Genomic DNA, 24,347 nt, shown 5'->3' with positions numbered 1-24,347 from the left:
ATAATTGTCAGGCTGAGCGAAGTCGAAGCCCTTTTTTACCCAACTAGCCTTCGACTTCGCTCAGGGTGACAATAGTAGAAAATCTATAAAGACAGCACTAACACTTGACAAAACTTATTTTTAATTAGAAAAAAGTTTCAAAGCTTTTTTCTAGGCCCACAAACCTTTGCCTCTCTACCCCTCTGTATCTCTGAACCTCAAAAAAAAAGCCCAAATGTGAATTATATAACAATTCGCAATAATCTTATACTTCTTAGCCTAAACAATACTTGTAAGTTTGAAAAAATTAATAACCTTTTTATGAAAAAAATTATTTTATCAGCCATTATGCTATTAGGCTTAGCATTTACGGCTCAATCTCAGGAAATCGCCAAAAATGCAATTGGTGTTCGTTTAGGAGATAACAACGGATTTGGTGGAGAAGTATCCTACCAACGCGGTTTATTTAAAAACAACAGATTAGAATTTGATTTAGGTTGGAGAAACAGCGACAACGTAGATGCTGTTAAGGCCGTAGCTCTTTATCAATGGGTTTGGAACATTGAGGGTGGTTTTAACTGGTATGCTGGTGTTGGTGGTGGTTTAGCTGCTTGGGAATATGATTACCGTTATTACAATTCAAGATACAACGATAGTGGTACTTATGTTTTTGCAGCCGGAGATGTTGGAATAGAATATGGTTTTGATAAAGTGCCTATTTTACTGTCTTTAGATGTAAGACCGGAAATTGGTTCAGGATATTATGACGATGATAACTTTGGTTTTGACGTAGGTTTAGCAGTTAAATTTAAGTTTTAATAAAAACGAAATTTTTATAAACTAAAAGCCTGTAAGGCCGAATTTAAAAAAAAACGCCACAGATTAAATTGATTTTCACAGATTATCCAATCCTTTTAATCCTTTAATCTGTGGCAAAAATATTTTTAGAGGCTATAACAAAATCCCCTAAAAACATCGCTCAAAATTTTATTTGAGCCCCTAAAAAAAATTGTAAAAAACAAAACCTGTCTCTTCAAAAGGACAGGTTTTTTTTATGGCAATCAAAAAAGAAATTTATTTGATGATAATTTCTTTCTTCGAATGAATTTTAACCACTGTATACGGATACGTAATCACCTGCGCAGTCATAGCATCGGGAGCCGGGCTATTTTCTTTTACGGTTATAATAATATTTTTATCGGTTTCTTCTACTTTTTCAACTCCAATAGAGTAACCTCCTGTATTTTTTTCACCCATATTCAGAATAATATAATTAGAAGTATTAATATCATCCTGTTTCATTTTATCTTTCAAAAGCGGATCATTTTCAAGCATCTTGATTTCGTTGGGCTCCGTCAAAATTTCAAAGAATTTAATATTTCCACCACCGTCAGATTGCGCTGTCAAAATTTCAAATAGCGCTTTCGAATCTGTTGTCTTTGTTGTTCCACACGAAATCAGAACAAAAACGGTTACAATTGAAATTACTTTTTTCATCTAAGGTTACTTTTAAGATTAGTGTCTCTAATTTTTATAATCGTTTATCGCTTTTTGATACAACGCTTCATATACAGGTAATATATTTTTGATATCAAACTTTTTTGCCACCTCTAAAGCATTTGCTTTAAACTGATTCAAAGTTGCATCATCTTTTAGAATTTTTAGCGCATTGGCAGCCATTTCTTCTACATTACCTACATTGCTCAAATAACCCGAAACGCCATCAAAATTCACCTCCGGCAGACCTCCTGAATTACTTGAAATTACAGGAACTCCGCAAGACATTGCTTCTAGTGCTGCCAAACCGAAACTTTCTGTTTCAGATGGAAGCAAAAACAAATCGGTCATGCACAAAATCTTATCAATTTCATTACTGTTTCCAAAGAAGATTACTTTGTCCAAAATCCCTAATTCCTGACACAAAATCTCGGCTTTTTCTTTTTCCGGTCCATCACCAACCATCATTAGTTTAGCAGGGATTTCTTTCTGAATGTTATAGAAAATCTTAATGATATCCGGAATGCGTTTTACCTTTCTGAAATTACTGATATGGGTAATGATTCGTTCGTCTTCCTTCGCCATCACATAACGATGACAAGGTGCTTGCGGATCTTTTACCATTTTATCCAACTCAATAAAATTCGGAATCACCTTTATTTTATTCTTGATTTTGAATAATTTTAAGGTATCGTCTTTCAAACTTTGGGAAACCGAAGTCACATAATCGGATTTATCGATACTAAAAGTCACCGCCGGCTTATAAAACGGATGATTTCCAACTAAGGTAATATCTGTACCGTGAAGTGTCGTAATCATAGGCAAATTAATCCCTTCGTTTTTCAGCATTTGTTTCGCCATATAGCCCGCATAAGCATGTGGAATGGCGTAATGCACGTGCAGTACTTCAATCTTGTATAATTTCACCATATCAACCAATTTGCTTGATAAAGCCAATTCATAAGGCTGATAGTGAAAAAGAGGATACTCCGGAACATTCACTTCGTGATAATGTACATTTGGATTCAAAAGTGCCAGTCTAACGGGCTGACTATAAGTGATAAAATGTATTTCGTGTCCGCGTCTGGCTAATTCAAGACCTAACTCAGTGGCTACTACACCACTACCGCCAAAGGTCGGATAACAAACTATAGCTATTTTCATGTATTAAATTTAGTATTACGAAAGTACTCAAAAATAGCCTTTAGTAGAAGTGAAAATTAAGTTAAAAAGCAACTAAACTTAAACTGGAGCAGTCACTATGTCTGTAGAAGGCAACTCCATTTTTTCCCGATAAACATTTGGACTTACAAAGCACTCTTTTTTAAAGGCTGCCGAAAACGAAGAAGGAGATCCGTACCCAATTTTATAAGCTATTTCTTTAATAGACAACTTAGTGGTCTTTAATATATTCTGAGCATACTTCATCCTCATTTTAGTACTGTACTCAAAAACCCCCATATTAAAAAGTTCTTTAAATCCCTTTTTAATTTTAAAATCGTTAATTTCAAAAAGTGTTGAAAGGTTTTCAATGGTATAAAACTCATGCAGATTTTTATTTATAAAATCCTTGATATCATGTATTTTTTCAATTTCCTGCTCCTTTACTGTATGGTGCTTTTTGTCGCCAATAATGCTTCTTCTGTTTTCTTCTTCCTCAAAAATTAGTTGCAAAAGTGTCATGATACGGCTTTTTACATAATAATCTTTAGCAATACCTTTTTTGGTATATCTTTTTATTTCTGCTAAAGCACTCATCATTTGCGAGTTTACCGGAATACCATTTTCAAATAAACTACAGGATTTTTTCTGATTGATTAAAAGAATAAACTTTTTAACAAACTCGTTTGAAGTATTAACGAGGTGATGAAAATAATCTTCGGCTACATAGATATCAAGGTTGCGATATTCTACATCTTTTTTAAAATAAATGTCAACATCTGCATCCTCCTCCGTATAATAGATATAGTTATGATACGGCAAATATTCATTAACCTGATTATTAATCTTGTCTTTCAACACTTTGTCATTGAGAAAAAATGCAATCTGGATAAAATTAGACGCTTCTGTTTTGAATTTTAAATCGTAGTCTATAAAATAAGTACAGGAATATTCCTTGATAATAAATTCCTTGCTATCATAAATATTATTGATTTTGAAACGCCCCAAAGCATTCTCTAAAAAGTCTTTTTCGGTGACATCAGATTCTTTTTTAAAGAAAGCTACTATTTCTTTTTCTAATACTTCTACTGTTTTATTTACTCCCAAATTCAATAGTTTTTGTGCCAATTGCAAAATTAATTAATGAAGTCAAAGGCTACTTTTGCCGAACAAATTTAATTATACTAATTCTAAATAAGAAAACATGCGTGTTAAAATATTTTTATTTAGCCTAATCATCTTTCCAATGATGACTTGGGCACAAAATTCCGGACAAATAAAAGGTAAAATCACAGATTTTGACGAAAAACCACTAGACGCCTTAAAAGTAATTCTGAATCAGGGCCAACAAACCACATACACTAACCCACAAGGAATCTACATTTTTGACAATTTACCAAAGGGGAAATACGAAATACAAGTAGAAAATCCGGTTTTTGTAAAAACATATACGGTTACTATAGAAACCGACCAACATTTAGTCTATAACCTATCACAGTCCTCTTATCTATATGAATTAGAAACTGTGAATGTGTCGGCAAACCGCAGGACCATTCCATCCTCTACTTTGCGAATCGGTGAAAATTTATTGCTTACACCACAAAACATTCAGGTAATTGACCGACAAGTTTTAAGTGACCAACAAATTCTAACCACAGCCGACGGTATTAGCCGAAATATTAGTGGTGTAAGAACCATTACGCATCAGGAAGAAGGTAGCGTTGGACTTGCCGTTCGCGGATTTGCAGCTTCTAATTTAAGAAACGGAATGGACGTCAGCGGAAGCTTCGGACCACTCCGCGAAGACATTTCTTTTGTTGAACGTATCGAGTTTGTAAAAGGCCCTGCGGGATTCATGATGGGAAATACACAACCCGGAGGTTTTTACAATATTGTCACAAAAAAACCAATGGGAACTCAGAAAAAAGTATTCCAAATGACTTTAGGAAGTTACAATTTGTACAGAGCTTCGGCAGATATTGATGAGATACTAAGCAAAGACGGGAAATTAACCGGAAGGCTGAACGTAATGGGAACCAAAAAACAATCTTTTCAACAATATGTTGAGCATGAACAATATGTTTTTAATCCTAGTTTGAAATACGATCTCTCTGAAAACACAAATGTTACTTTAGAGTATATTTTATCTCAAAATTCATTTGTTGGAGGATTTGCTAAATATTCTTACGGAATAGACGGATTTAAAGATGTTCCAAAAGAATTTAACTTTGCTGATCCTATTGTGGATCCTACAAAGTCTGCAGAAACGAATATTTTCGGAACAATCAACCATAACTTCAACGAGGATTGGTTACTTGTTGGACAATTTGGTTATGTAAAATCGGAAATGGAAGGGGAATCTTTGTACGGAATGTACAATAACATTGTTTTGGTGGATGATCTTGCCAACAACAAGAAAAAAGGGGATGTACAAAGAGGAATCAGTATAAACGATGCCTTAAATACTTCAACAGTAGGACAGGTTTTTACGAGAGGTAAATTCACTACCGGAAGTGTCAATCATGCTGTTTTAGGAGGATTGGATATGGGAGAAAAATTCTACGTTGCCGATTGGACTGTTATAAATCAACCAGTTGGCCCGGTATTTAATATTTACAATCCTGTTTATGGTAAATTAAGAAAGTCTGACTTGCCTTCTTATGACCGATCAAGATCGTTACGTGAGCGTGGCGCAAACTACCTTACCAATTACAGCTATACGTCACTTCACATTCAGGACGAAGCACGTTTCTTGGATGATAAATTACGAATTGCAGGAGGCTTAAGATACACCAATACCGTCAAAACGAGTGGTGCTGACAATGGTAAACGTGTAAAAAATGATGCCATTACACCACGATTCAGTGTAACGGGAGTACTATCTCCAAGCTGGACAGCTTATGCCTTATACGACGAAAGTTTTCAGGAACAAACCGGAATGCTAGTGGGTGGCGGAAGCGCTGATCCTTCTTATGGAAAAAACACTGAAATCGGAACCAAAAAAACATGGTTCAACAGCAAATTAATGACAGGTTTAACATTCTATCATTTAACAAAAACCAATATGTTGACATCTGCGGGTCCTGAAAATCCGGGAATGTCTGAACAAACAGGTGAGAGTTTATCAAAAGGTATTGAGTTTGATTTGAATGGAACAATCGGTAACAACTGGAACGTGATGTTCAACTATGCTTTTACAGATGCAAAAGTAACTGAAGACAATGATCGTAGTAAAGTAGGAATGATGTTGTACGGCACAGCTAAACACATCAGTAATGCCTGGATTAAATACACGATTACAAAAGGATCGTTAGAAGGTTTAGGTTTTACTTTAGGGTACGAATATCAAGCCAAAAGAGCTGCGTGGCCGGTAACCAAAGAAAAGTACTTACCGGATAATTTGTTTTCACTAGATTCCGGAATATCTTATAAGCGAAGTAAATACCAAATATCTTTATTGGTAAACAACGTAACAAACAGATACAATTATGTTGGTTACTACCCGGGAGCCTGGGGGTACAAACATTATGGATGGAGAGTTGTAAATCCTCAAGGTTTTAGATTGAATCTTGTTTACAATTTATAAAAAAATAAACCCGACAGGTTTTAAAAACCTGTCGGGCTTGTTTTTTATTTAAAATTATAAAAAAAGCTTCTCTTCAAAATTTGGAATCTTCTCTGCATTCCCGCTATCCCAACTATGATATACAAAACGTTCTAATTCTTCCAGATCTACTTCATCGATTACAACTTTTGCTTTTTCTAAAAAGGCCAATATACCTGTATATCCAATAATTGCAGGATTTGTATCCGTAACAGGTTTTCCATACAATCCGTTTATGGTAATTGTCCAAAAACATGAACTTTTCGAGACAATAAATTCCAAACCATTTCGTAATCCTTTTTTCCAGGTACCCATTCCTTCAGCCCCCACATCTATTCCTTGATTACTAAAGCCTGTTCCTGAATAATTCTCTACTATTTCGTTTTTAATGCCGTTCTTTTTAATATCCAAATTAACAATAGCAAAATAAGATTTTCCATTCTTATATTTCATCCAACGGAAGCCTACAAGATCGTTTTTCATTTATAATATCATTTATTTAAAATTAAGAGAAACAAAAAAATCTCACTAACTAATTCTTTTAAAGACCCTGTTTTCACACTGTTTTTTCTTCTTAGTTCTGCTAAATTTTTGTTTCTCCACAACTTCTGAACTTGACCCCTTTAAACTCAAATCTAAGCTAACAGTTTTATTTGTTACCACAAAAAAAGGCACAAAATATACATTTAATGCCTTTTTATAATTTAAAAATACTTTTTTAGAAAAAACGACTGTGCCAGCTGTCTGCTGCCGGAACTTCCCATGATTCGTTGTATTCTTCTATATTATTTACAAGATTATTAAACACAATCGTATTCTCTGATACCGATTTATCTTTAACCATCTTCTTAAAATCAATTAATGGTTTGTGCGCAATATGCTCACCCAATTTAAAAGTAACGTTCATTTTATCTAACAAATCAACATTGTACTTTTTTTCTAAACTTTGGATAAACTCAACTGAGCTATCAATAGAACATCCAGTTGCCGCTTGCACGTCCTGATTTACAGCCAAGATTATAAATCGGTTGTATTTCATCTCATACGAAGCTTCCAAGCTAGTTCCGTGTGCGGCCCAACCTTCAACAAACGTTTTCAGATCAGACTCTATTTCAGAAAATTCCTCATCAGAAAATTTTCTGTTTGATTGATAAATCCAAATTCTAGACTCACCAGGTAAATTTTCAAAAGGGATATACATTTTTATTATTATTTTAGATTTTAGACTGTAGATTTTAGATTACTGATTTTAGATTGCTGATTTTAGATTTTCTAAAATTTCAACTTTCAATCCCCGTTTCCAAAACCTTTGAACCTCTGTAACTTCAAACCTTTGTTCCTCAAGAAAAAAGTTCCAAGTTCAAAAAACTTAGCCCCTCAGTATCTCAGAAACTTAGCCTCTTAGTCTACAGATCCTGTGCATTAGCGATTAGCTCCGCAATATCCATTACTTTTACAGAAGCTTCTTTTTCCTGATGTTTGATACCGTCAGTCAACATCGTATTACAAAACGGACAACCGGCTGCAATGATATCAGGCTTAACTTCCAAAGCATCTTCTGTTCTTTCTACGTTGATTTCTTTGTCTCCCGGTTCGGCATCTTTAAACATTTGTGCTCCACCTGCTCCACAACATAATCCATTGGCTTTAGAACGTTTCATTTCGACCAATTCAACGTCTAACTTCTGAATTAATTCTCTTGGCGCTTCGTATACTTTATTGGCTCTTCCTAAATAACAAGGATCGTGAAAAGTAATACGTTTTCCTTTAAATTGCCCTCCTTCAACGGTCAATCTTCCATCGTCAATTAACCCTTTTAAGAACTCCGTATGATGAATTACATCGTATTGACCACCCAATTCAGGATATTCATTTTTCAACGTATTAAAACAATGCGGACAAGCAGTAACTATTTTCTTAGCTTCATAGGCATTTAAAACCTCAATATTCATCATGGCCTGCATTTGAAACAAAAATTCATTACCGGCACGCTTCGCAGGATCTCCGGTACAACTCTCTTCTGTACCCAGTACCGCAAAAGACACATTGGTACGGTTTAAAATACGTACAAATGCTTTTGTTATTTTCTTTGCTCTATCATCAAAACTTCCTGCACAACCTACCCAAAACAACACTTCCGGCTGTTTTCCTTCGGCTAGCATTTCTGCCATTGTTGGCACTACTAAACTTTCTGACATTTCTCTCTCTTTTGTTTAAAGTTTAAAGTTCAAAGTTTCATTTATTACTCTGAAATCTGAATTCTTAATTTATTCCTGAGTCTTTTTAGTTTCCTAAATTAATTCTCATTTTTCCAATTCAATCTGTCTTGTTGGCTGTATTGCCAAGGTGCTCCGTTATTTTCAATATTGGTCATCATCGCGTTTAATGACATTGGAGCAGCACTTTGTTCCATCACCAAATAACGACGCATGTCCATAATAATAGATAACGGGCTAATATTTACAGGACATTCTTCTACACAGGCATTACAAGAAGTACAGGCCCATAATTCCTCTGCTGTAATATAATCGTTTAATAATGTTTTATTATCCGGTACAAAAACACCTTTATTCGCATCAATATTGTTTCCTACTTCCTGCAAACGGTCTCTTGTATCCATCATAATTTTACGAGGAGACAATTTTTTACCGGTTTGATTTGCCGGACATGAAGAAGTACAACGACCACATTCTGTACAAGTGTAGGCGTTTAACAATTGTACCCAGTTTAAGTCCTGAACATCACTTGCACCAAACTTAGCCGGAGCAGCATTTTCATCAACAGGAGCAGCAGCAAACGGATCTGAATTAGGGTCCATCATTAACTTTACTTCTTTGGTAACCGACTCTAAATTATCAAATTGCCCTTCAGGATTCAGGTTCGCAAAATACGTATTTGGGAATGCTAAAAGAATGTGTAAGTGTTTTGAGAAATACAAATAGTTCATAAAAATCAAAATCCCTACAATGTGCAACCACCAAAAAGCTTCACACAATAACATCACCAATTCATTCGACATACCATTGAAAATCGGCGCGATAAACTGACTTACCGGAAAACTTCCTGCTTTATGAAAGTGCGAAAACCCTCCCGGAACGTTTTGCAAATGCAAATCAGTCGCATTCATCAATAAAAATAAGGTCATTAATACCATCTCAAAATACAAGATGTAATTGGCATCACTTTTAGGAAATCCTTTTAAATCCGGATTGATAAAACGTTTCAGTCTTACTATATTTCTTCTGATCCAGAATACGATTACGGCTACTAAAACCAAAAGTGCCAGTATTTCAAAAGAGGCAATCAAAACATCATAAACCACTCCTAAATAAGGAGCAAAAATTCTATGTGTTCCAAATAATCCGTCTATAATGATTTCGAGTAACTCGATATTAATAATTATAAAACCTACATATACAAAAATATGAAGTATTCCGGCAACAGGGCGTCTCACCATTTTTGATTGCCCAAGAGCAATCATAGCCATGTTTTTCCAGCGTGCTTTAGAATTATCTTTTCGATCTACATCTACTCCCAAATTAATATTTCGGATGATCTTTTTTACACTCCTTGCAAAAAAACCGAAACCAACTATAAGAAGTATGGCGAATAAAATATTATCTAAATAACTCATTCTAATTATTTTTTAGTGGTTGAATTAGTCTCCTCTGTAGGCGCTACATAAGGTTTGTTTTTCTTTCCAAAAAGAGAAACATTTACATAACGAGTTGGATAAAGACGTACATCCTGAAGTAATAGTTCTAATTCCTTTGAAGTTTTAGCCAGATTATTGTACAACGCATCGTCATTTAATAATTTACCTGCTGTCCCTTTACCGGAATTCAGATTACTCATTAAACCATCAACTTTAGCTAAAGTCTGGTTCAGATTTTTAACCGTTTTTCCTAAATCTGCTTTATTTAAAGAATCTGATATCTTAACAAAGTTGCTTGACATTTTATTAAAGTTAGTTACAACTCCGTTAATTTGTCCTTTATTAGTATCTAAAATAGAATTCATACTTCCGGCCGCTTTATGAAACTGCTCCATAGTTTGGCTTAATTCTGCCAGCGTTTTCTTGATGTCATCCTGACCTTTTTTGTCCAATACATTGTTTAGTCCTGAAACTAAAACATCAATATTGACCAACATTTTTTCCAGCTTTTGCTGAATTGGTTCTATTTTACCTCCTAAAGAATCTGTTAATCCTAATTCAACAGATGAAGATAAGGTCTGACCGTCTTCAGCAAGTTCTTTATCAGCAAAATTGGGTACAATTTTAATCTGCTTTCCTCCAATTAAACTTGGAGAATATAAAAATATTTTACTGGTTTTAGAAATAGGAAAATCTGTTTTTAACTGAAGTTCAACTAATAATTTACCTGTGGTTTCATTAATTGTAATCTTACTTACTTTACCAATTACAAGCCCGTTTAAAGTAACAGGTGCCGAAGCTGATAAATCTTCAACATTATCGTATTCTGCGTATAGTGTTTTATAATTCGTAAAAAGATCTTTACCTTTTAAAAAACTGTAGCCCCAAATAAATAATAAAATTGACGCGATGACTAAAATAGCCGTTTTAATTTCTCTTGTTAGTTTCAAAATTCTAAGTGTTTGTACAAAATTAATATAAATATTCGAACTTGCGACTATTATTTAATTGCGTCCTGGATATTGATTTTTTCTCCGTCCTTATATGCAATCAAAAAAGCAGCTCCATATCCTTTATCTTTAGCTTCTTGCAGATATTTTTGCGCTGCGTCATAACTTAAAGTCTCTTGATAGTAGTACTTATATATATTGTTTTCAAATAACATTGTTACATTTTTCAGTCCTTTAAAGTTTTTAGGCTCCAACGGTGTATTTTTGATACTTGCTATAAGTTGTACCTTAAAGAAAGTCCCTTTAGGTGCATTTTTTTTCGCAACCGGAGTTTCAACTGCCTTTTGTTTTGTCGCGCTGGACGTATCTTTTGCAGGTCTTACATCTGACATTTCAGGTACTCCTGAACCAAAATATTCTCTTTTATAACTTAAAATAGCTTCAGCAATAGCTCTGGCGATATCATTTTGTCCTTCCTCCGAATTTAAAATATTACCTTCTGTCGGATTAGACACGAAACCGGTTTCTACTAATACTCTTGGCATATATGCTTTATGAAGTACCATAAAAGGCGCTTGTTTTACACCTCCCTGACGCAGTTTTTTTCCAAGTTTATCAAAATTATCTTCGATTTTACTGGCCAATGAGATACTGTTGTCCAAGTATTCTTCTTGCATTAACGTCATTCCGATCATTGATTCGGGAGAATTCGGATCAAAACCTTCGTATTTACGTTTATAATCTTTCTCCAGCGTAATTACCGAGTTCTCTTTCTTCGCCGCTTCCAGATTTGATGCTACTTTACTCAAACCCATTACATACGTTTCTGTTCCGTCTGCCGCTGTATTTTTGTTTGCATTACAATGTATAGAAACAAAAATATTGGAATTTGCACGGTTTGCGATATTGGCTCTTTCGACAAGATCTATAAAAACATCGGTTTTACGGGTGTAGATAACATTAACATTTGGATTAAGTTCTAATATTTTTCCAACTTTTAACACAATCGCCAAAGCAATATTTTTTTCTATTCTCCCGCTATAAACCGCCCCAAAATCGTGATCTCCATGTCCGGCATCCAGTGTTACTTTAAACACATTCGACTGACTGTAAGAACAAAAAGTAATTATCGTTAGAAAAAAACTAAATATTAGTCTAGTTTTGTTAAATATATTCATAAATCTAAAAGTTAATTTTAATAAAATGCAACTGCTATAATTTTTATAATTGATTATTTTTGACAAAAAATTATATGTAAGTTTGACACGTCAAAAAACAAGCCATACTTTTACAAAAATAGCATTTAAACCTTTGCATACAAACTTATTTAATATCGTTTTAATATCATTTTTCCTAACATTAGGATGTGGTAATCTATATTCCCAAGAGATAAAATCAAAAAAAAACTCGTTACCAGCTGTAAAACAAGCAACTAAAACCGAGAAAAAAACAGAGAAACCTAATGCAGTTGTTACAGACACTATTAAATTAGATACTGTAAAACCTAAAAAGACTTTTTTAGATGGCAAAGTAAGGTATGTTGCTAAAGATTATGCCAAGATTGACCAAAAGAAGAAAACCATTACGCTTTTTAACGAAGCCGAATTATACTACAAAGATGTTGAACTGAAAGCCGGTATAATTGTACTGAATTACGATAAAGACGAAGTATATGCCGGAAGAATAAAAGATTCTACAGGAGTTTTAGTACAATACCCAAACTTTAAACAAGGTGCAAGTGAAGTACAGCCCGATTCTATCCGATTTAATTTTAAAACGCAAAAAGCTTTAATCTTCAATTCAAGAACAGAACAAGGAGAGTTTAAAGTAAAGGCTTCTATTACTAAAAAAGAAAATGACTCTGTTTACTTTTTAAAGAATACTCGTTTTACAACCTCTAAAAACATAGACGACCCTGAATATTATTTCACAGCCAACAAAGTTAAATTCATTCCCGGAAAAAAAGTAATAGTGGGCGGAACTTATATGGTTATCGCTGACGTACCTACTCCATTGGCCTTACCTTTTGCTTATTTCCCGATGAGTCAGGAAAAAAGTGTTTCAGGGATTATTATACCAAGTTACAATGACTCCAATACTCGTGGATTTTCGCTCCAAAACATGGGGTATTATTTTGCTTTAAGCGATAATTACGACTTAACGGTTTTAGGAGATTATTACACCAACGGGAGTTATGCCATGCGTTTCGAATCGGCATATGCCACAAGATACAAGTACAGAGGAAATATAAATGTACGTTTTGAAAATTTAATAAACAGCGAAAGAGGTTACCCTGATTATTCGAAACAAAACATTTACAACATTCAGTGGTCCCATTCAAAAGACACTAAATCAAATCCAAATTCAACATTTTCTGCTTCTGTAAATATGGGAAGTAGTAAATACTTCAAACAATCGATAAATCAGGCCAACGTTGGGTCGAATCTGAACAATACCTTAAGTTCATCGATCTCCTACAACAAAACCTTTAATACGATTCCGCAAGCTCGTCTTTCGTTGACAGCTACACACTCTCAGAACACGCAAACGGAACAAATCAACATGACATTACCTACTTTACAGGCAAGTGTGGATCGTGTATATCCTTTTGTTGGAAAAGATGGCGTGAAAAAAGGATTCATTAAAAACATCAATTTACAATACAACTTAAGTGGTAAAAATGAAATCGTAACAACGGATTCTCTGTTTTTTAAACCGCAAATGTTCAGAGATGCCAAGATCGGTATGCAACATAGCATCCCTTTAAGCACTAACTTTAAGTTATTTAAATATTTTAGTGCCGGTGCCTCTACCAACTATCAGGAAACTTGGGTAACCAAAACAATTGATAAAAGTTACGATACAAGCCAAAGTAAAGTTGTAGATAAAACCGTTAATGGTTTTGACTCATTCAGAACTTATAATTTCAGCACAAACTTAGGAACAACCATTTACGGAACATTTAACTTTGGTGCAGATAAAAAAATTCAATCGATACGTCACGTCATGCGTCCTTCGATAACTTACGCTTACACCCCAAGTTTCGAAAAATACTATGACAGTTATGCTGTTGATGCTTCCGGTCTTATTACCACTCAATACAGTCGATTTGACAATGGTGTTTACGGTGCTCCATCTAAAGACAATTCTAATATTGTAGGATTCTCTTTAAGCAATACTTTTGAAGCCAAAGTAAGAGACAAAGACAGCACGAAGACAGAAGCTAAAAAAATCATGCTGTTAAACAACTTAAACTTTAGCACCAGTTACAACTTTAATGCCGACGGAAAACAGGTTTTAGCCTGGCAGCCTGTACTTGTAAGTGGAGGAACGCAATTTTTTGATAATAAAATGAATGTCAATTTTGGAGCTACTCTTGATCCTTATGCTATAGACAACTCCGGAACCAAAATAAACACTTTTAACATTGACAATGGCGGAAGCTTATTCAGAATGACCAGTGCAAATGTAACGATGAATTACTCGTTCAGTAACAAGGGTGGAAAAGAAGAAAACCAGCAAAGTGAACGGAATGGTGGTCGTAAAGATGATTTATTTGGTACCAATACGGATCTAAATGATAGTAGAAACAGCCAATTTGCAAACGAAAAAGACGATGGAGAAAATGTAATTACCGAATTTTTTAAGTCGAAAATTCCGTGGGACATGACACTTGCGTACTCCTTAACCTATACGAATGCCAATCGTGAAAACAAAATTAGCGGAAACTCTATCATGATTTCTGCCAATATGGACATTACCCCTAAATGGAAGGGTGGAGTTTCTACGGGTTACGATTTTGTACAAAAAGGAGTCACGTTTACTCAATTCCGTTTTGAAAGAGATTTATTAAGCTGGAGAATGGCATTCAACTGGAACCCACTTGGAGATAATGCAAACTGGAATTTCTTCATCGGAATTAAATCAGGTGTTCTTAGTGATATCAAATGGAACAAACGAAGCGTTTCGACCCGATAAAATCATATTTAAAGAGATGCAGCAACACTATTACTCAGGAATAGGCTGCTCAAAAAATCTCTTTTCAGCATTTAAAATCAACTATTATGAAAAAAATAATTTTTACTGAAAAAGCACCAGCTCCAATCGGTCCTTACAATCAGGCCGTATTATCTGGAAACACTCTTTATGCTTCTGGTCAGATTGCAATCAATCCTGCTTCAGGAGAACTGATTACTGCGAATATCAATGACGAGACCGAGCAGGTTATGCAAAATATTGCCGCTATTTTAGAAGCAGCTGACATGACTTTCGAGAACGTAGTGAAAGCCACTATCTTTATTATGGACATGAATAATTTTGCTGCGATAAATACGGTTTACGGTTCTTATTTCAACGAAAAAACCGCTCCGGCTCGTGAAACAGTTCAGGTAGCTTGTTTGCCAAAAAAAGTTAATGTAGAAATTTCTATAATTGCTGTGCAATAACAATCAATAACAATTGTGCCGTTGCTTTATTTATAACCAGCGGCACATTTGTATACTCCAACCAGAAATAGTTGTTTTTTCTATTCTCTTTTTTCAGAAGTAGCAGGTCTTATACTTTTTTATCACGGCTTTTTAAGTTTATATCTCCTAACTTCTCGCTTTGATAATCTCGCAAAGACGCCAAGTCGCAAAGTTTTTTCTTCTTACTTTTAAGCTTTACGCTTGTCTTTTCTGCTTTCTTACTTTGGGTTACTCTAAATGGAACGGAGTATCAAAGTCTTTTTTGCTGCTTTTTCATTAAAACTTTGCAACTCTGCGAGATTTACATCCCCGCATCTTTTGGACTTGATTCATTACAAGTCAAAGCATAAAAAAACCGCCTCACAAATGAAACGGTTTCAATGGCAAATAAATTTTGCACTATTCTTTTATGTTAGAGAAACTATAGCAATGTAACTGCATTTAACAACAATTGCGCTGTAGCTTCATTTGTCGCCAATGGCACGTTATGTACATCACAAACCCGAATCAACATATTAATATCCACTTCATGCGCGTGACTTGCTAACGGGTCTTTAAAAAAGAAAACCAGCTGCGTTTTACCCTCGGCAACTCTCGCTGCAATCTGGGCATCACCTCCCATTGGACCTGAAAGCATTTTTCGGACTTTAAATCCAGCCTTTTCTGCTTTACCTCCTGTTGTTCCGGTTGCAATTAGTTTTATATTTTCCCGAAGCAAAAGATTCTTATTTTTATTTAAAAACTGAACCATGTCTGCTTTTTTTCCATCGTGTGCAATTATTGCGATCTCCATAAATACAGAACTATTGGTTGGCAACGTGATACGCGATCAAACCATCGATTGGTCTTCTTAATACGTTACCTAGCTGAAGTTCATACTTATTAAATGTTTCCTGCAATTCGTCTTTTAAGTAAAAAGCTATTGAACCAACAAAATGTACCGGAACTTCTTTACAGTTATCGAATTGTTTAATATAGTTTTTAACAAACGATTTCATTCCTTTAAAAATGATTTTTCTGCAAAACTCAGTATCTTTATGTTTGATTAAGAACTTAGCAAAAGTCGCTAAATACGCGTTTGGATTAGGTTCTTTGTATAATTTATTTTTGATAAAATCAGGTTCTAAATTATATTCTTTTTCAAATTCAATTGCCAAATCTTTAGGCATTTTATTGAAATAATATTTCCTGATCAGTTCTTTTCCGAAAACATTTCCACTACAATCATCCATAGCAATATACCCTAGAGATTGTACTTTCTGATGCAATACTTTTCCATCAAAATAGCTGCAGTTAGAACCTGTTCCCAGAATACTTACAATAGCAGATTCTCCTTTTGGAGTAGTTGCATAAACCGCTGCATAGGTATCTTCGTGAACTTCAACAATTGCATTTTCAAAAAACTCACGAAAAATTCGCGATAATTCTGACTGCATTCTTTCCGTTCCACAACCTGCTCCATAGAAGAACAAATGTGTAGCATTTTTTTTGTTTTGCAAAATATCAAAACGATCGCTTATTCTGGCAATAACTTCCGGACCGTCAAGAATTTCAGGGTTTAACCCCAGGGTTTGTGTTGTGAATAATACTTTTCCATTATCATCAATTGCAATCCAATCGGCTTTAGTAGATCCACTATCAACTATTAATTTCATTTTATTTAGTTTTTGGATTAGTTTTTCTTCAAACAATTAAAAAAGTGCACTTTCTACATTAGTTAAAGAAATAACAATATAACAAAATCCCGTTACTTTGACATAACGGGATTTTGCAAAAATAGGATTTATTATTTTAAACCTGCAATATGCACAGATAAATCAATTAATTTACTAGAGTATCCGTACTCATTATCGTACCAAGACACCAATTTGAAGAAGCTTGAATTCAAACCAATTCCGGCAGTAGCATCAACGATAGATGTTCTTGAATCAGAAATAAAATCCTGAGACACCACCGCATCTTCTGTATAACCTAAAATACCTTTCATAGTAGTTTCAGATGCTTTTTTCAAAACAGCCATAATTTCTTCGTAAGTAGTTTCTTTAGCTACTTTTACCGTTAAATCAACTACAGAAACGTCAGCCGTTGGAACACGGAAAGACATACCAGTTAATTTTCCGTTCAAAGAAGGAATTACTTTTCCTACTGCTTTTGCTGCACCGGTAGAAGAAGGGATGATATTTATTGAAGCTGCACGTCCACCTCTCCAGTCTTTTCTTGATGGACCATCTGCAGTCATTTGAGTTGAAGTTGTTGCGTGAACCGTAGTCATTAAACCTTCAACAATTTCGAAATTATCGTGAATAACTTTAGCTAAAGGAGCTAAACAGTTCGTTGTACAAGATGCATTCGAAACAACTGTATCAGATGCTTTTGCCGTTTCATGATTTACTCCCATTACAAACATTGGAGCATCTGCAGACGGAGCAGAAATGATTACTTTTTTAGCACCACCTGTAATATGTGCATTTGCTGTTTCAAGAGTTGTAAAGAAACCGGTACATTCTGCCACTACATCTACATCAACCTCATTCCATTTCAGGTTTGCTGGTTCTCTTTCGGCAGTAATACGGATATTTCTTCCGTTTACGTATAGTTTTCCTTCTTTTACTTCTACAGTTCCGTTGAAACGACCGTGAACTGAATCATATTTTAATAAATAAGCTAAATGATCTACATCTAATAAGTCATTGATTGCAACTACTTCTACATTATCTCTGTTGAAAGATTCTCTGAAAACGATTCTTCCAATACGTCCAAATCCGTTTATTCCTAATTTTACTTTTGACATTTTACTTAATTTTTGTTTTTTATTACGCTAATTTAAAGTCTAATTTCCTCACAATAAACTTCATTTCTTTCTCACTTATTTTTTTATGTCGACATGATATCAGACACTCTCAATAACTCTCTATCAATTTCAGATTTCCCTTTAATTGCTTGTTCCAGAGGCGTCAAAGTAACCTTGTCATGTTGCAATCCAACCATGTAATTTGATTTTCCTTCGATTAAAGACTCCACCGCTTTTACTCCCAAGCGGCTTGCTAAAACCCTGTCAAAACAAGATGGAGAACCACCACGTTGCATATGTCCTAAAACGGATACTCTTACATCATATTCAGGTAAATTAGCTTCAACGTAATCTTTTAATTCGAATACGTTTTTACCAATTTTATCGCCTTCCGCAATAACTACTATACTGGATGATTTTCCTGAAGCTTTACTTTTTTGAAGAGAATCAAGTAGTCGCTCTAGACCTAAATCTTCTTCAGGAATAAGAATTTCTTCTGCACCGGCTCCAATTCCGGCATTAAGAGCAATATGACCTGCATCTCTACCCATAACCTCTACAAAAAACAATCGGTTATGTGAACTGGCAGTATCTCTAATTTTATCAATACAATCTACAACTGTATTTAAAGCCGTATCGTACCCTAAAGTAAAACTGGTTCCAAAAATATCGTTATCAATTGTACCCGGAATTCCCATTACAGGAAAACCAAATTCTGTATTAAAAAGTAATGCTCCGGTAAAACTTCCATCGCCACCTATGACAACCAAAGCATCAACTCCGGATTTTACAAGATTTTCGTGTGCTTTTTTTCTGCCTTCCGGCGTTCTAAAATCCACAGAACGAGCCGACTTTAAGATCGTCCCTCCCTTGTTTACAATATTATTTACACTTCGAGGGCCCATTTCTTTGAAATCTCCTTCGATCATTCCTTGATACCCTCTATAAATTCCTATGCATTCTATATTATGATAAGCACATGTTCGAACAACTGATCGTATTGCGGCATTCATTCCTGGTGAGTCACCTCCTGAGGTTAGAACACCTACTTTTTTTATTGTTTTTGGCATTATTTAAGTATTAAAGTGTAAAATTAGCAAACATTCATCACTTTTCGGGTTATGATTGTAATAAATTAATAAAATATGTTAAATTCAAACGTTTTCGTTAATAAGTTTTTTGATATGAAAAAATTCATTAAAAATAATAAAAGTCTCTTTTTTTAATTAAATCTCTAAAATTAACAATACAATAATGAACTGTTACAAAACTGTCGATTTTAAGAAATAGCTTCAAAAAAGGTTTTATCTCTAATTTTAAGCATAAAAAAACCATTAAATGACGTGATGGTTTTCCATTTGTCAGGCTGAACGAAGTCGAAGCCCTTATTAACTTAACCAGCCTTCGACTTCGCTCAGGGTGACAGCCGTACAAAAATCTCGCAAAGACGCAGAGTCGCAAAGTTAAAAAATCAGAATAGAAACTTGGCGACCTTGCGTCTTTGCGAGAAATAACCGTTTAAAAATCAACAATAAAACAAACCTCAAAAACTGCTAATTCTGATAATAGAGGCGATTTACACAAATTACTCCACAACTTCTAGACTTAATTTCCAACTTTTGAAACTGATCCTAAAAAAACTCCTTAACCCCTAAATTTAAGCATAAAAAAAACCATTACGCGACGTAATGGTTTTCTATAGGACATTTTTAACACAAACTTAAAAATCATCATTATCAGGTATTAGTCCCTGATTGTTATTATTTGTTGGTTGTGGCTTTTCTTCTTCTTTTTTATCCGATTTCTTTTTATTCTTATCGGCATCTTTTTTGTTTGAAAATTTCATATAATCCGGATTTAAATACGAATCCTGTAAATCATCTGTATTGTTTTTTAAAGCTCTTTCTAATTTATGGCTTTTGAATATTTTATTGACCAATTCACTAAAAGTATCAAAATCGACTTCGTATGAAATACCGACTCCCTGCGTATAACCAATTCCTTGTCCTATATAATTGATGTCATTTTCTTTATTAAACAATCGCAGATTCATCGTTCCATCTTCATTAACACGGTATAGAATTTCAATATCACCAACAATAGCCGATTCATTAACACCTCCAACCGGAACTCCAACCTTACCATTAATCGTAATTCTTTCGTTGACCTGAGACGTAATATTAGCCACAAACTGACCGTCTGCCTCCTGTCCCAATCGCTTATCGGCAGAAATAAAATTCAAATCGATATTGAATTTATCATTATCAGATTTTATAATTCCACCCAACAAACTGGCAGCAGTTTCAGCAAATGTTCCCGACAAATCACTTTGATTAAATCCGTCCGCACTCATAAACGAACCGGTCGACAACAGATACAATGCTTGTGTCTGGCGTACGTCTTTGTCATCTAATTTGTATTGTATCTCCGATTTTAAAACACTGCTTACCGATGGAAATTGTATATCAAAATTAGGCTCCGGACTTGTTAAATCTCCTCTTAAACCAATGACTACTTCAACCGGTACTTTTTTATTGAAAGAAGAATTTTCCAGTAATACAGCAGGATTGGCAGACGTTCTATAAACGGCTTCCAAATTTAACTGCGCTTTTAGCGGGTTACCCTCCCAAATAATGGATCCTCCTTTTTTAACTGCGAATTTTTTATCGATTAAACCACCATATTTAAAATTATAGGTTCCTTCATACGCCTGGAAATCTCCCCACATATTAAATTTACCTAATGTATTAATCTTAAACAATAGCGATCCGTATCCTTTCCCTTTCATACCATGCCCCGAATTTCGGTCCAGGATTACCTCGACTTCGGCGTCGGGTGTGATATCAAAGTCAAACTCTAATTCAAGACCGCCGTAATTTTTTGTCTTTTCGGCTATCCCATTCTCCAGATTATATTTCTCTTGCGGCGTTACAAAGTGAATAAAACTGCTTTCGCCAACACTCTGTGCATTATTAATCGGAATCTTAACCTGCGTTCCTTTTTCTGATTTGGCAGCGACTTTAATAAACAAACTTTCTGTCGGACCCTTAATGCTTGCCGTACCATTAATAAAGGCCGTACCAAAATAGGCCGCATCCTCACTATCTTTTGTATCAAGTGCCAGCAATCGCTTGGACGAAATGTTCAAATCTAATTTCCAATCGCCAAAATTATGATGCTCAATGCTACCATTCAACAGTCCTTTGGTTTTGTATTTTGTATCTGTCAGCTGATTATTTCGAAACAAAAACTTCTCATCCGTTAAATCAATAACAGTACGATCACCCAACTCATAATCTGTATTGAGATACGGAATAGTCATACCGGCTTTTTCAACATATAACCTTCCATTGATTTCGGGTTTTTTCAGATTTCCGACAACCGCTGCATTTCCCGAGACTGTTCCTCTCACATTCGACAGAACTTCGCCGCCAACTGTTCCCAGAGTAGCCAGATTAAAACCTTCGAGTTTTAGATTCATGTCTAAGAAAGTTTCCTTATTCTCTACAGAAAAATTTCCGTCTGCTTTAAACGATTCTGTAAAACCATTTTGTATGGACGAATTTATCGTAAACTTTTTAAAACTTTCATCTCCTGCGATATCAAAATTTAAAGTTCCTAAATCAATTTTATTTAAATTAAGATGATCAATTACAATAGAGGCTGTGGGCTGATAGACATCTTTATTCTGCTTGTAATTAACACTTCCGTTCAGATTACCGTTAAACACAAACTTCGAATTGAAAGGTGTTATTTTATTAATATCAACATCCTCAAAATTCAGCACAATGTCTTTATAGTCTTTTCCTTTTAAAACACCATTTAAATCAATTTTCTGATCTTCGTGAGACAAAACAATATTATCGATCTTAAAGTTTTTAAATTCTTTGTCAAAAACGATCTGATTGTCTTTTTCAGCATCTTCATTTAAGTACCACAAATAGTCTTTGAATTTCATCTCCGACTTATGAATTCCCACAATATTGTTCTTGTCTTTATCTATCGTATGATAGAGATTCATATTAAAATAATCCTCCCCTTTATCTCCCCCTTTAAACTCGGAACGAACAAACAGCGTATCATTTGCCGTAACATTAATCAAACTAAAATCACGTACTTTATAATAAGGTGTCTTAATACTGTCTAACTCTACATAGGCATTGTAAAGCTGATTTTTGTTATCGACATTGATTCTGATATTATCAAATGTATTTTTCGCTGCAGTAATCTTTTGAGAATTGAATTTAAATTTGAATTCATTTAAATCGGAATCAATTTTTCCACGTAAAACGGTTGAGGAATCAATTTCAATTTCAGGATACAACATTTCGACTACCTTATTATAGACATGCAAATTGAATCGCAAAAACTGTCCTTTTTTGACTTTATAAGGTTTGTAATTGGTATAAAGACTTCCCACAGAATTCATGACCAGTTTATCCAGTTCTTTAAACTGAAATTTACCCACGATTTCTCCATTAACAACATCCGACGAGTTGATGTTAATAGTTCGCAATCGGTCTTTATCAAAATTAGAATTTACCGTTATTTCATCAAAAACATAAGTCGATTTTGGATTTTTATATACCGCATCTTTGATATAAACATTCCCCTGAAGATTCTCAATAGAATTTCCCGTCAGTTCAACAATAGCATCACCGGAAAAATGAGAAATGGAATCTTTTACAAATTTCAACTTTCGCAAATCGGCATTTTCAACATTGATATGAAAATCATATTTGCTTTCTCGTTTGCTTAAATCAACCAAACCGTCAAATGTCAGACTTACATTCGGATCATTAATAGAGACCTGTCCTTTATAATATGGCAATTTAAAATTACCGTTTACAACAATATTATTATAGGTGTACTTATTATAATCTAATTTAGCAATATCCCCCTTTACGATTGTATTGAGGTACTTCTCGGTAAAACCAACTCCGTCAACATCTAAATTTAATGTAGTTCTGCCAATATCTTTTCGCTGTAATAAAGTCCCAACATCAAAATTATCAAGTATAATATTTCCCGAATAAGAGGCTTTGTCAATAAAATCCATATTATTCATATGCAAATCGATTTGACCATTTCCTAAATCGGTTGTCATTTTAAAATCAGTTTCCAAGGCCGTAGTCGAAACTTTAGCTTTCCCCACCATATTAAATCTGCCCAACCTCTGAATTTCTTTCGGAAGTTTAGTTCCTAAAACACCCGGCAATAAAACAACCAGATCATCATAACTCGAAAGCAGCTTATCAAATTTTCCATCCATAGAAAACTTTTGATTTTCGCTTCCGACAAGATTTCTGAAATTGATTGTTCCAACAATTCTTGAACCGTTGGTATCGCTAAGTCTTAATCGTCTTAGGTTCAAATTATTTAAGGTACCCTTTATTTTAGTTTTAATTTTAAAATGTTGGTTTTTACCCAGTCCATCATAAAAATAACGAATATCATTAGTCGCAATCGAAGCAGAATCTAACGCAACATCAAACTTTACTTTATCTGTAAAATGCAAAAAGTCTTCTATCTTATAATTCAATATCGCCTGACCGTAAATAGAAGATCTTTTGGTTTTTATGGCCAGATTCTCGACCTTTATTTGCTTTTTGGTGTAACTAAATTTCCCTGCAAAATTAGAAACATACAAACCGCGATGATCCAAAAATGAAAACCGGTGAATCGTTGTATTTACATCAGGCCCATACAGTTTAAAATCACTTATATAAGCGTTAAGCTTTTTAAAATCAAGAAATTTGGGTGTTTTTTTATTCTCGTCTATTACAGAAAAATTACCTCTGGAGATATAGGCATTTTTAGCGGTCAACAAAAAGTGTTTGGTCGATGTAGAAGGCTTGCCTGTTTCAAACAATTTAACAAACTTATTAATATTATTTTCGTCTTCGCCTTTGTACGTTTTCAGGTTAAAAATTAATCCCGTTAAACGCAGATCGCCAAAAATCAGATCGCCGTCGAGTACTCTTTTTATGCTTACAATATCTGTATTAATGAGATCCGAATAGATTAAAGTCTTATTATGATGATCCAGAATAAGAACTTTTTTAAGTTTGACGCCTCCAAAAATATTGATTGCTACTTTTTCTACACTTATTTTAGTTTTAAAATCGGCGTTGAGCGATTCTGTAATATACTTTGCAATTTTTGTCTGAACGACAGGCAAAGACAGTGTTATAGCAAGAGCCAACAAAAGTAAAATTAACCCAATTAGGGTTCGTGATATTAT

General features: G+C 34.4%; 18 protein-coding genes. 4 read left to right on the top strand and 14 right to left on the bottom strand.

Annotated features, from left to right (window positions below):
• Positions 1-300: 300 nt before the first annotated feature.
• Complete coding sequence (locus tag ACHRV3_RS14685; RefSeq protein ID WP_047773368.1) at positions 301-798, top strand: hypothetical protein; 498 nt, start codon at positions 301-303, stop codon at positions 796-798.
• 255 nt (positions 799-1,053) lie between these two features.
• Here the strand turns inward: ACHRV3_RS14685 and ACHRV3_RS14680 are convergent, their stop codons facing one another.
• The 3 genes from ACHRV3_RS14680 to ACHRV3_RS14670 form a co-directional block, all read right to left on the bottom strand.
• Positions 1,054-1,476 (bottom strand): protease complex subunit PrcB family protein, encoded by a 423-nt coding sequence (locus ACHRV3_RS14680; RefSeq protein ID WP_047773369.1) that lies wholly within the window; start codon positions 1,474-1,476, stop codon positions 1,054-1,056.
• 27 nt (positions 1,477-1,503) lie between these two features.
• Positions 1,504-2,640, bottom strand: a complete 1,137-nt coding sequence (gene bshA, locus ACHRV3_RS14675; RefSeq protein WP_230002453.1) for an N-acetyl-alpha-D-glucosaminyl L-malate synthase BshA — start codon at positions 2,638-2,640, stop codon at positions 1,504-1,506.
• Positions 2,641-2,718: 78 nt separating this feature from the next.
• Positions 2,719-3,765 carry a helix-turn-helix domain-containing protein gene (locus ACHRV3_RS14670; RefSeq protein WP_395435065.1) on the bottom strand — a complete coding sequence of 349 codons (1,047 nt, stop codon included), beginning with the start codon at positions 3,763-3,765 and terminating at the stop codon, positions 2,719-2,721.
• A gap of 76 nt (positions 3,766-3,841) precedes the next feature.
• Between ACHRV3_RS14670 and ACHRV3_RS14665 the strand changes: the two genes are divergently transcribed.
• Positions 3,842-6,223: a TonB-dependent siderophore receptor gene (locus ACHRV3_RS14665; protein WP_230002455.1), complete on the top strand. Its 2,382-nt coding sequence runs from the start codon at positions 3,842-3,844 to the stop codon at positions 6,221-6,223.
• A gap of 54 nt (positions 6,224-6,277) precedes the next feature.
• Here ACHRV3_RS14665 and ACHRV3_RS14660 read toward each other — a convergent pair whose 3' ends face one another.
• The 6 genes from ACHRV3_RS14660 to ACHRV3_RS14635 all read right to left on the bottom strand — a co-directional run bounded on the left by ACHRV3_RS14660 (position 6,278) and on the right by ACHRV3_RS14635 (position 12,024).
• On the bottom strand, positions 6,278-6,724 hold the full coding sequence (locus ACHRV3_RS14660) for a hypothetical protein (protein ID WP_395435066.1): 447 nt from the start codon (positions 6,722-6,724) through the stop codon (positions 6,278-6,280).
• A 235-nt stretch (positions 6,725-6,959) separates the two neighbouring features.
• Positions 6,960-7,442 (bottom strand): hypothetical protein, encoded by a 483-nt coding sequence (locus ACHRV3_RS14655; protein WP_047773374.1) that lies wholly within the window; start codon positions 7,440-7,442, stop codon positions 6,960-6,962.
• Positions 7,443-7,647: 205 nt separating this feature from the next.
• A complete protein-coding gene (locus tag ACHRV3_RS14650; protein ID WP_395427091.1) occupies positions 7,648-8,439 on the bottom strand; it encodes a (Fe-S)-binding protein in 792 nt (263 codons plus the stop codon).
• Between the two features lie 98 nt (positions 8,440-8,537).
• Positions 8,538-9,875, bottom strand: a complete 1,338-nt coding sequence (locus tag ACHRV3_RS14645; RefSeq protein ID WP_395435067.1) for a 4Fe-4S dicluster domain-containing protein — start codon at positions 9,873-9,875, stop codon at positions 8,538-8,540.
• A 5-nt stretch (positions 9,876-9,880) separates the two neighbouring features.
• Positions 9,881-10,846 (bottom strand): MlaD family protein, encoded by a 966-nt coding sequence (locus ACHRV3_RS14640; RefSeq protein WP_047773381.1) that lies wholly within the window; start codon positions 10,844-10,846, stop codon positions 9,881-9,883.
• Positions 10,847-10,896: 50 nt separating this feature from the next.
• The gene (locus ACHRV3_RS14635; RefSeq protein ID WP_047773754.1) at positions 10,897-12,024 is read right to left on the bottom strand and encodes an N-acetylmuramoyl-L-alanine amidase; all 1,128 of its coding nucleotides are present in this window, start codon (positions 12,022-12,024) and stop codon (positions 10,897-10,899) included.
• Between the two features lie 82 nt (positions 12,025-12,106).
• Between ACHRV3_RS14635 and ACHRV3_RS14630 the strand changes: the two genes are divergently transcribed.
• Complete coding sequence (locus ACHRV3_RS14630) at positions 12,107-14,824, top strand: putative LPS assembly protein LptD (protein WP_395435068.1); 2,718 nt, start codon at positions 12,107-12,109, stop codon at positions 14,822-14,824.
• 86 nt (positions 14,825-14,910) lie between these two features.
• A complete protein-coding gene (locus ACHRV3_RS14625) occupies positions 14,911-15,291 on the top strand; it encodes a Rid family detoxifying hydrolase (protein ID WP_395435069.1) in 381 nt (126 codons plus the stop codon).
• A 442-nt stretch (positions 15,292-15,733) separates the two neighbouring features.
• Here ACHRV3_RS14625 and ACHRV3_RS14620 read toward each other — a convergent pair whose 3' ends face one another.
• From ACHRV3_RS14620 to ACHRV3_RS14600, 5 genes are all read right to left on the bottom strand, one after another.
• Positions 15,734-16,105 carry a methylglyoxal synthase gene (locus ACHRV3_RS14620; RefSeq protein ID WP_047773384.1) on the bottom strand — a complete coding sequence of 124 codons (372 nt, stop codon included), beginning with the start codon at positions 16,103-16,105 and terminating at the stop codon, positions 15,734-15,736.
• A gap of 10 nt (positions 16,106-16,115) precedes the next feature.
• A complete protein-coding gene (locus ACHRV3_RS14615; RefSeq protein WP_230002462.1) occupies positions 16,116-16,967 on the bottom strand; it encodes an N-acetylglucosamine kinase in 852 nt (283 codons plus the stop codon).
• Positions 16,968-17,098: 131 nt separating this feature from the next.
• Positions 17,099-18,103: a type I glyceraldehyde-3-phosphate dehydrogenase gene (gene gap / locus ACHRV3_RS14610; RefSeq protein ID WP_047773388.1), complete on the bottom strand. Its 1,005-nt coding sequence runs from the start codon at positions 18,101-18,103 to the stop codon at positions 17,099-17,101.
• Positions 18,104-18,186: 83 nt separating this feature from the next.
• The gene (gene pfkA, locus ACHRV3_RS14605) at positions 18,187-19,173 is read right to left on the bottom strand and encodes a 6-phosphofructokinase (RefSeq protein ID WP_047773389.1); all 987 of its coding nucleotides are present in this window, start codon (positions 19,171-19,173) and stop codon (positions 18,187-18,189) included.
• 650 nt (positions 19,174-19,823) lie between these two features.
• Entirely contained in the window at positions 19,824-24,311 is a 4,488-nt protein-coding gene (locus ACHRV3_RS14600) for a translocation/assembly module TamB domain-containing protein (RefSeq protein WP_395435070.1), read from the bottom strand.
• Positions 24,312-24,347: the final 36 nt, after the last annotated feature.

It is taken from the genome of Flavobacterium sp. FlaQc-49 (assembly GCF_044005985.1).
Classification (GTDB): domain Bacteria; phylum Bacteroidota; class Bacteroidia; order Flavobacteriales; family Flavobacteriaceae; genus Flavobacterium; species Flavobacterium cupriresistens.
This window is presented reverse-complemented; position numbering and strand designations above follow the sequence as displayed.

Bases quoted from the DNA above. Each gene is read 5' to 3' on its own strand.
- gap (WP_047773388.1), bottom strand. From the start codon at position 18,103: ATGTCAAAAGTAAAATTAGGAATAAACGGATTTGGACGTATTGGAAGA.
- ACHRV3_RS14660 (WP_395435066.1), bottom strand. From the start codon at position 6,724: ATGAAAAACGATCTTGTAGGCTTCCGTTGGATGAAATATAAGAATGGA.
- ACHRV3_RS14650 (WP_395427091.1), bottom strand. From the start codon at position 8,439: ATGTCAGAAAGTTTAGTAGTGCCAACAATGGCAGAAATGCTAGCCGAA.
- ACHRV3_RS14620 (WP_047773384.1), bottom strand. From the start codon at position 16,105: ATGGAGATCGCAATAATTGCACACGATGGAAAAAAAGCAGACATGGTT.
- ACHRV3_RS14625 (WP_395435069.1), top strand. From the start codon at position 14,911: ATGAAAAAAATAATTTTTACTGAAAAAGCACCAGCTCCAATCGGTCCT.
- pfkA (WP_047773389.1), bottom strand. From the start codon at position 19,173: ATGCCAAAAACAATAAAAAAAGTAGGTGTTCTAACCTCAGGAGGTGAC.
- ACHRV3_RS14665 (WP_230002455.1), top strand. From the start codon at position 3,842: ATGCGTGTTAAAATATTTTTATTTAGCCTAATCATCTTTCCAATGATG.
- ACHRV3_RS14655 (WP_047773374.1), bottom strand. From the start codon at position 7,442: ATGTATATCCCTTTTGAAAATTTACCTGGTGAGTCTAGAATTTGGATT.
- ACHRV3_RS14680 (WP_047773369.1), bottom strand. From the start codon at position 1,476: ATGAAAAAAGTAATTTCAATTGTAACCGTTTTTGTTCTGATTTCGTGT.
- ACHRV3_RS14645 (WP_395435067.1), bottom strand. From the start codon at position 9,875: ATGAGTTATTTAGATAATATTTTATTCGCCATACTTCTTATAGTTGGT.
- bshA (WP_230002453.1), bottom strand. From the start codon at position 2,640: ATGAAAATAGCTATAGTTTGTTATCCGACCTTTGGCGGTAGTGGTGTA.
- ACHRV3_RS14685 (WP_047773368.1), top strand. From the start codon at position 301: ATGAAAAAAATTATTTTATCAGCCATTATGCTATTAGGCTTAGCATTT.
- ACHRV3_RS14635 (WP_047773754.1), bottom strand. From the start codon at position 12,024: ATGAATATATTTAACAAAACTAGACTAATATTTAGTTTTTTTCTAACG.
- ACHRV3_RS14615 (WP_230002462.1), bottom strand. From the start codon at position 16,967: ATGAAATTAATAGTTGATAGTGGATCTACTAAAGCCGATTGGATTGCA.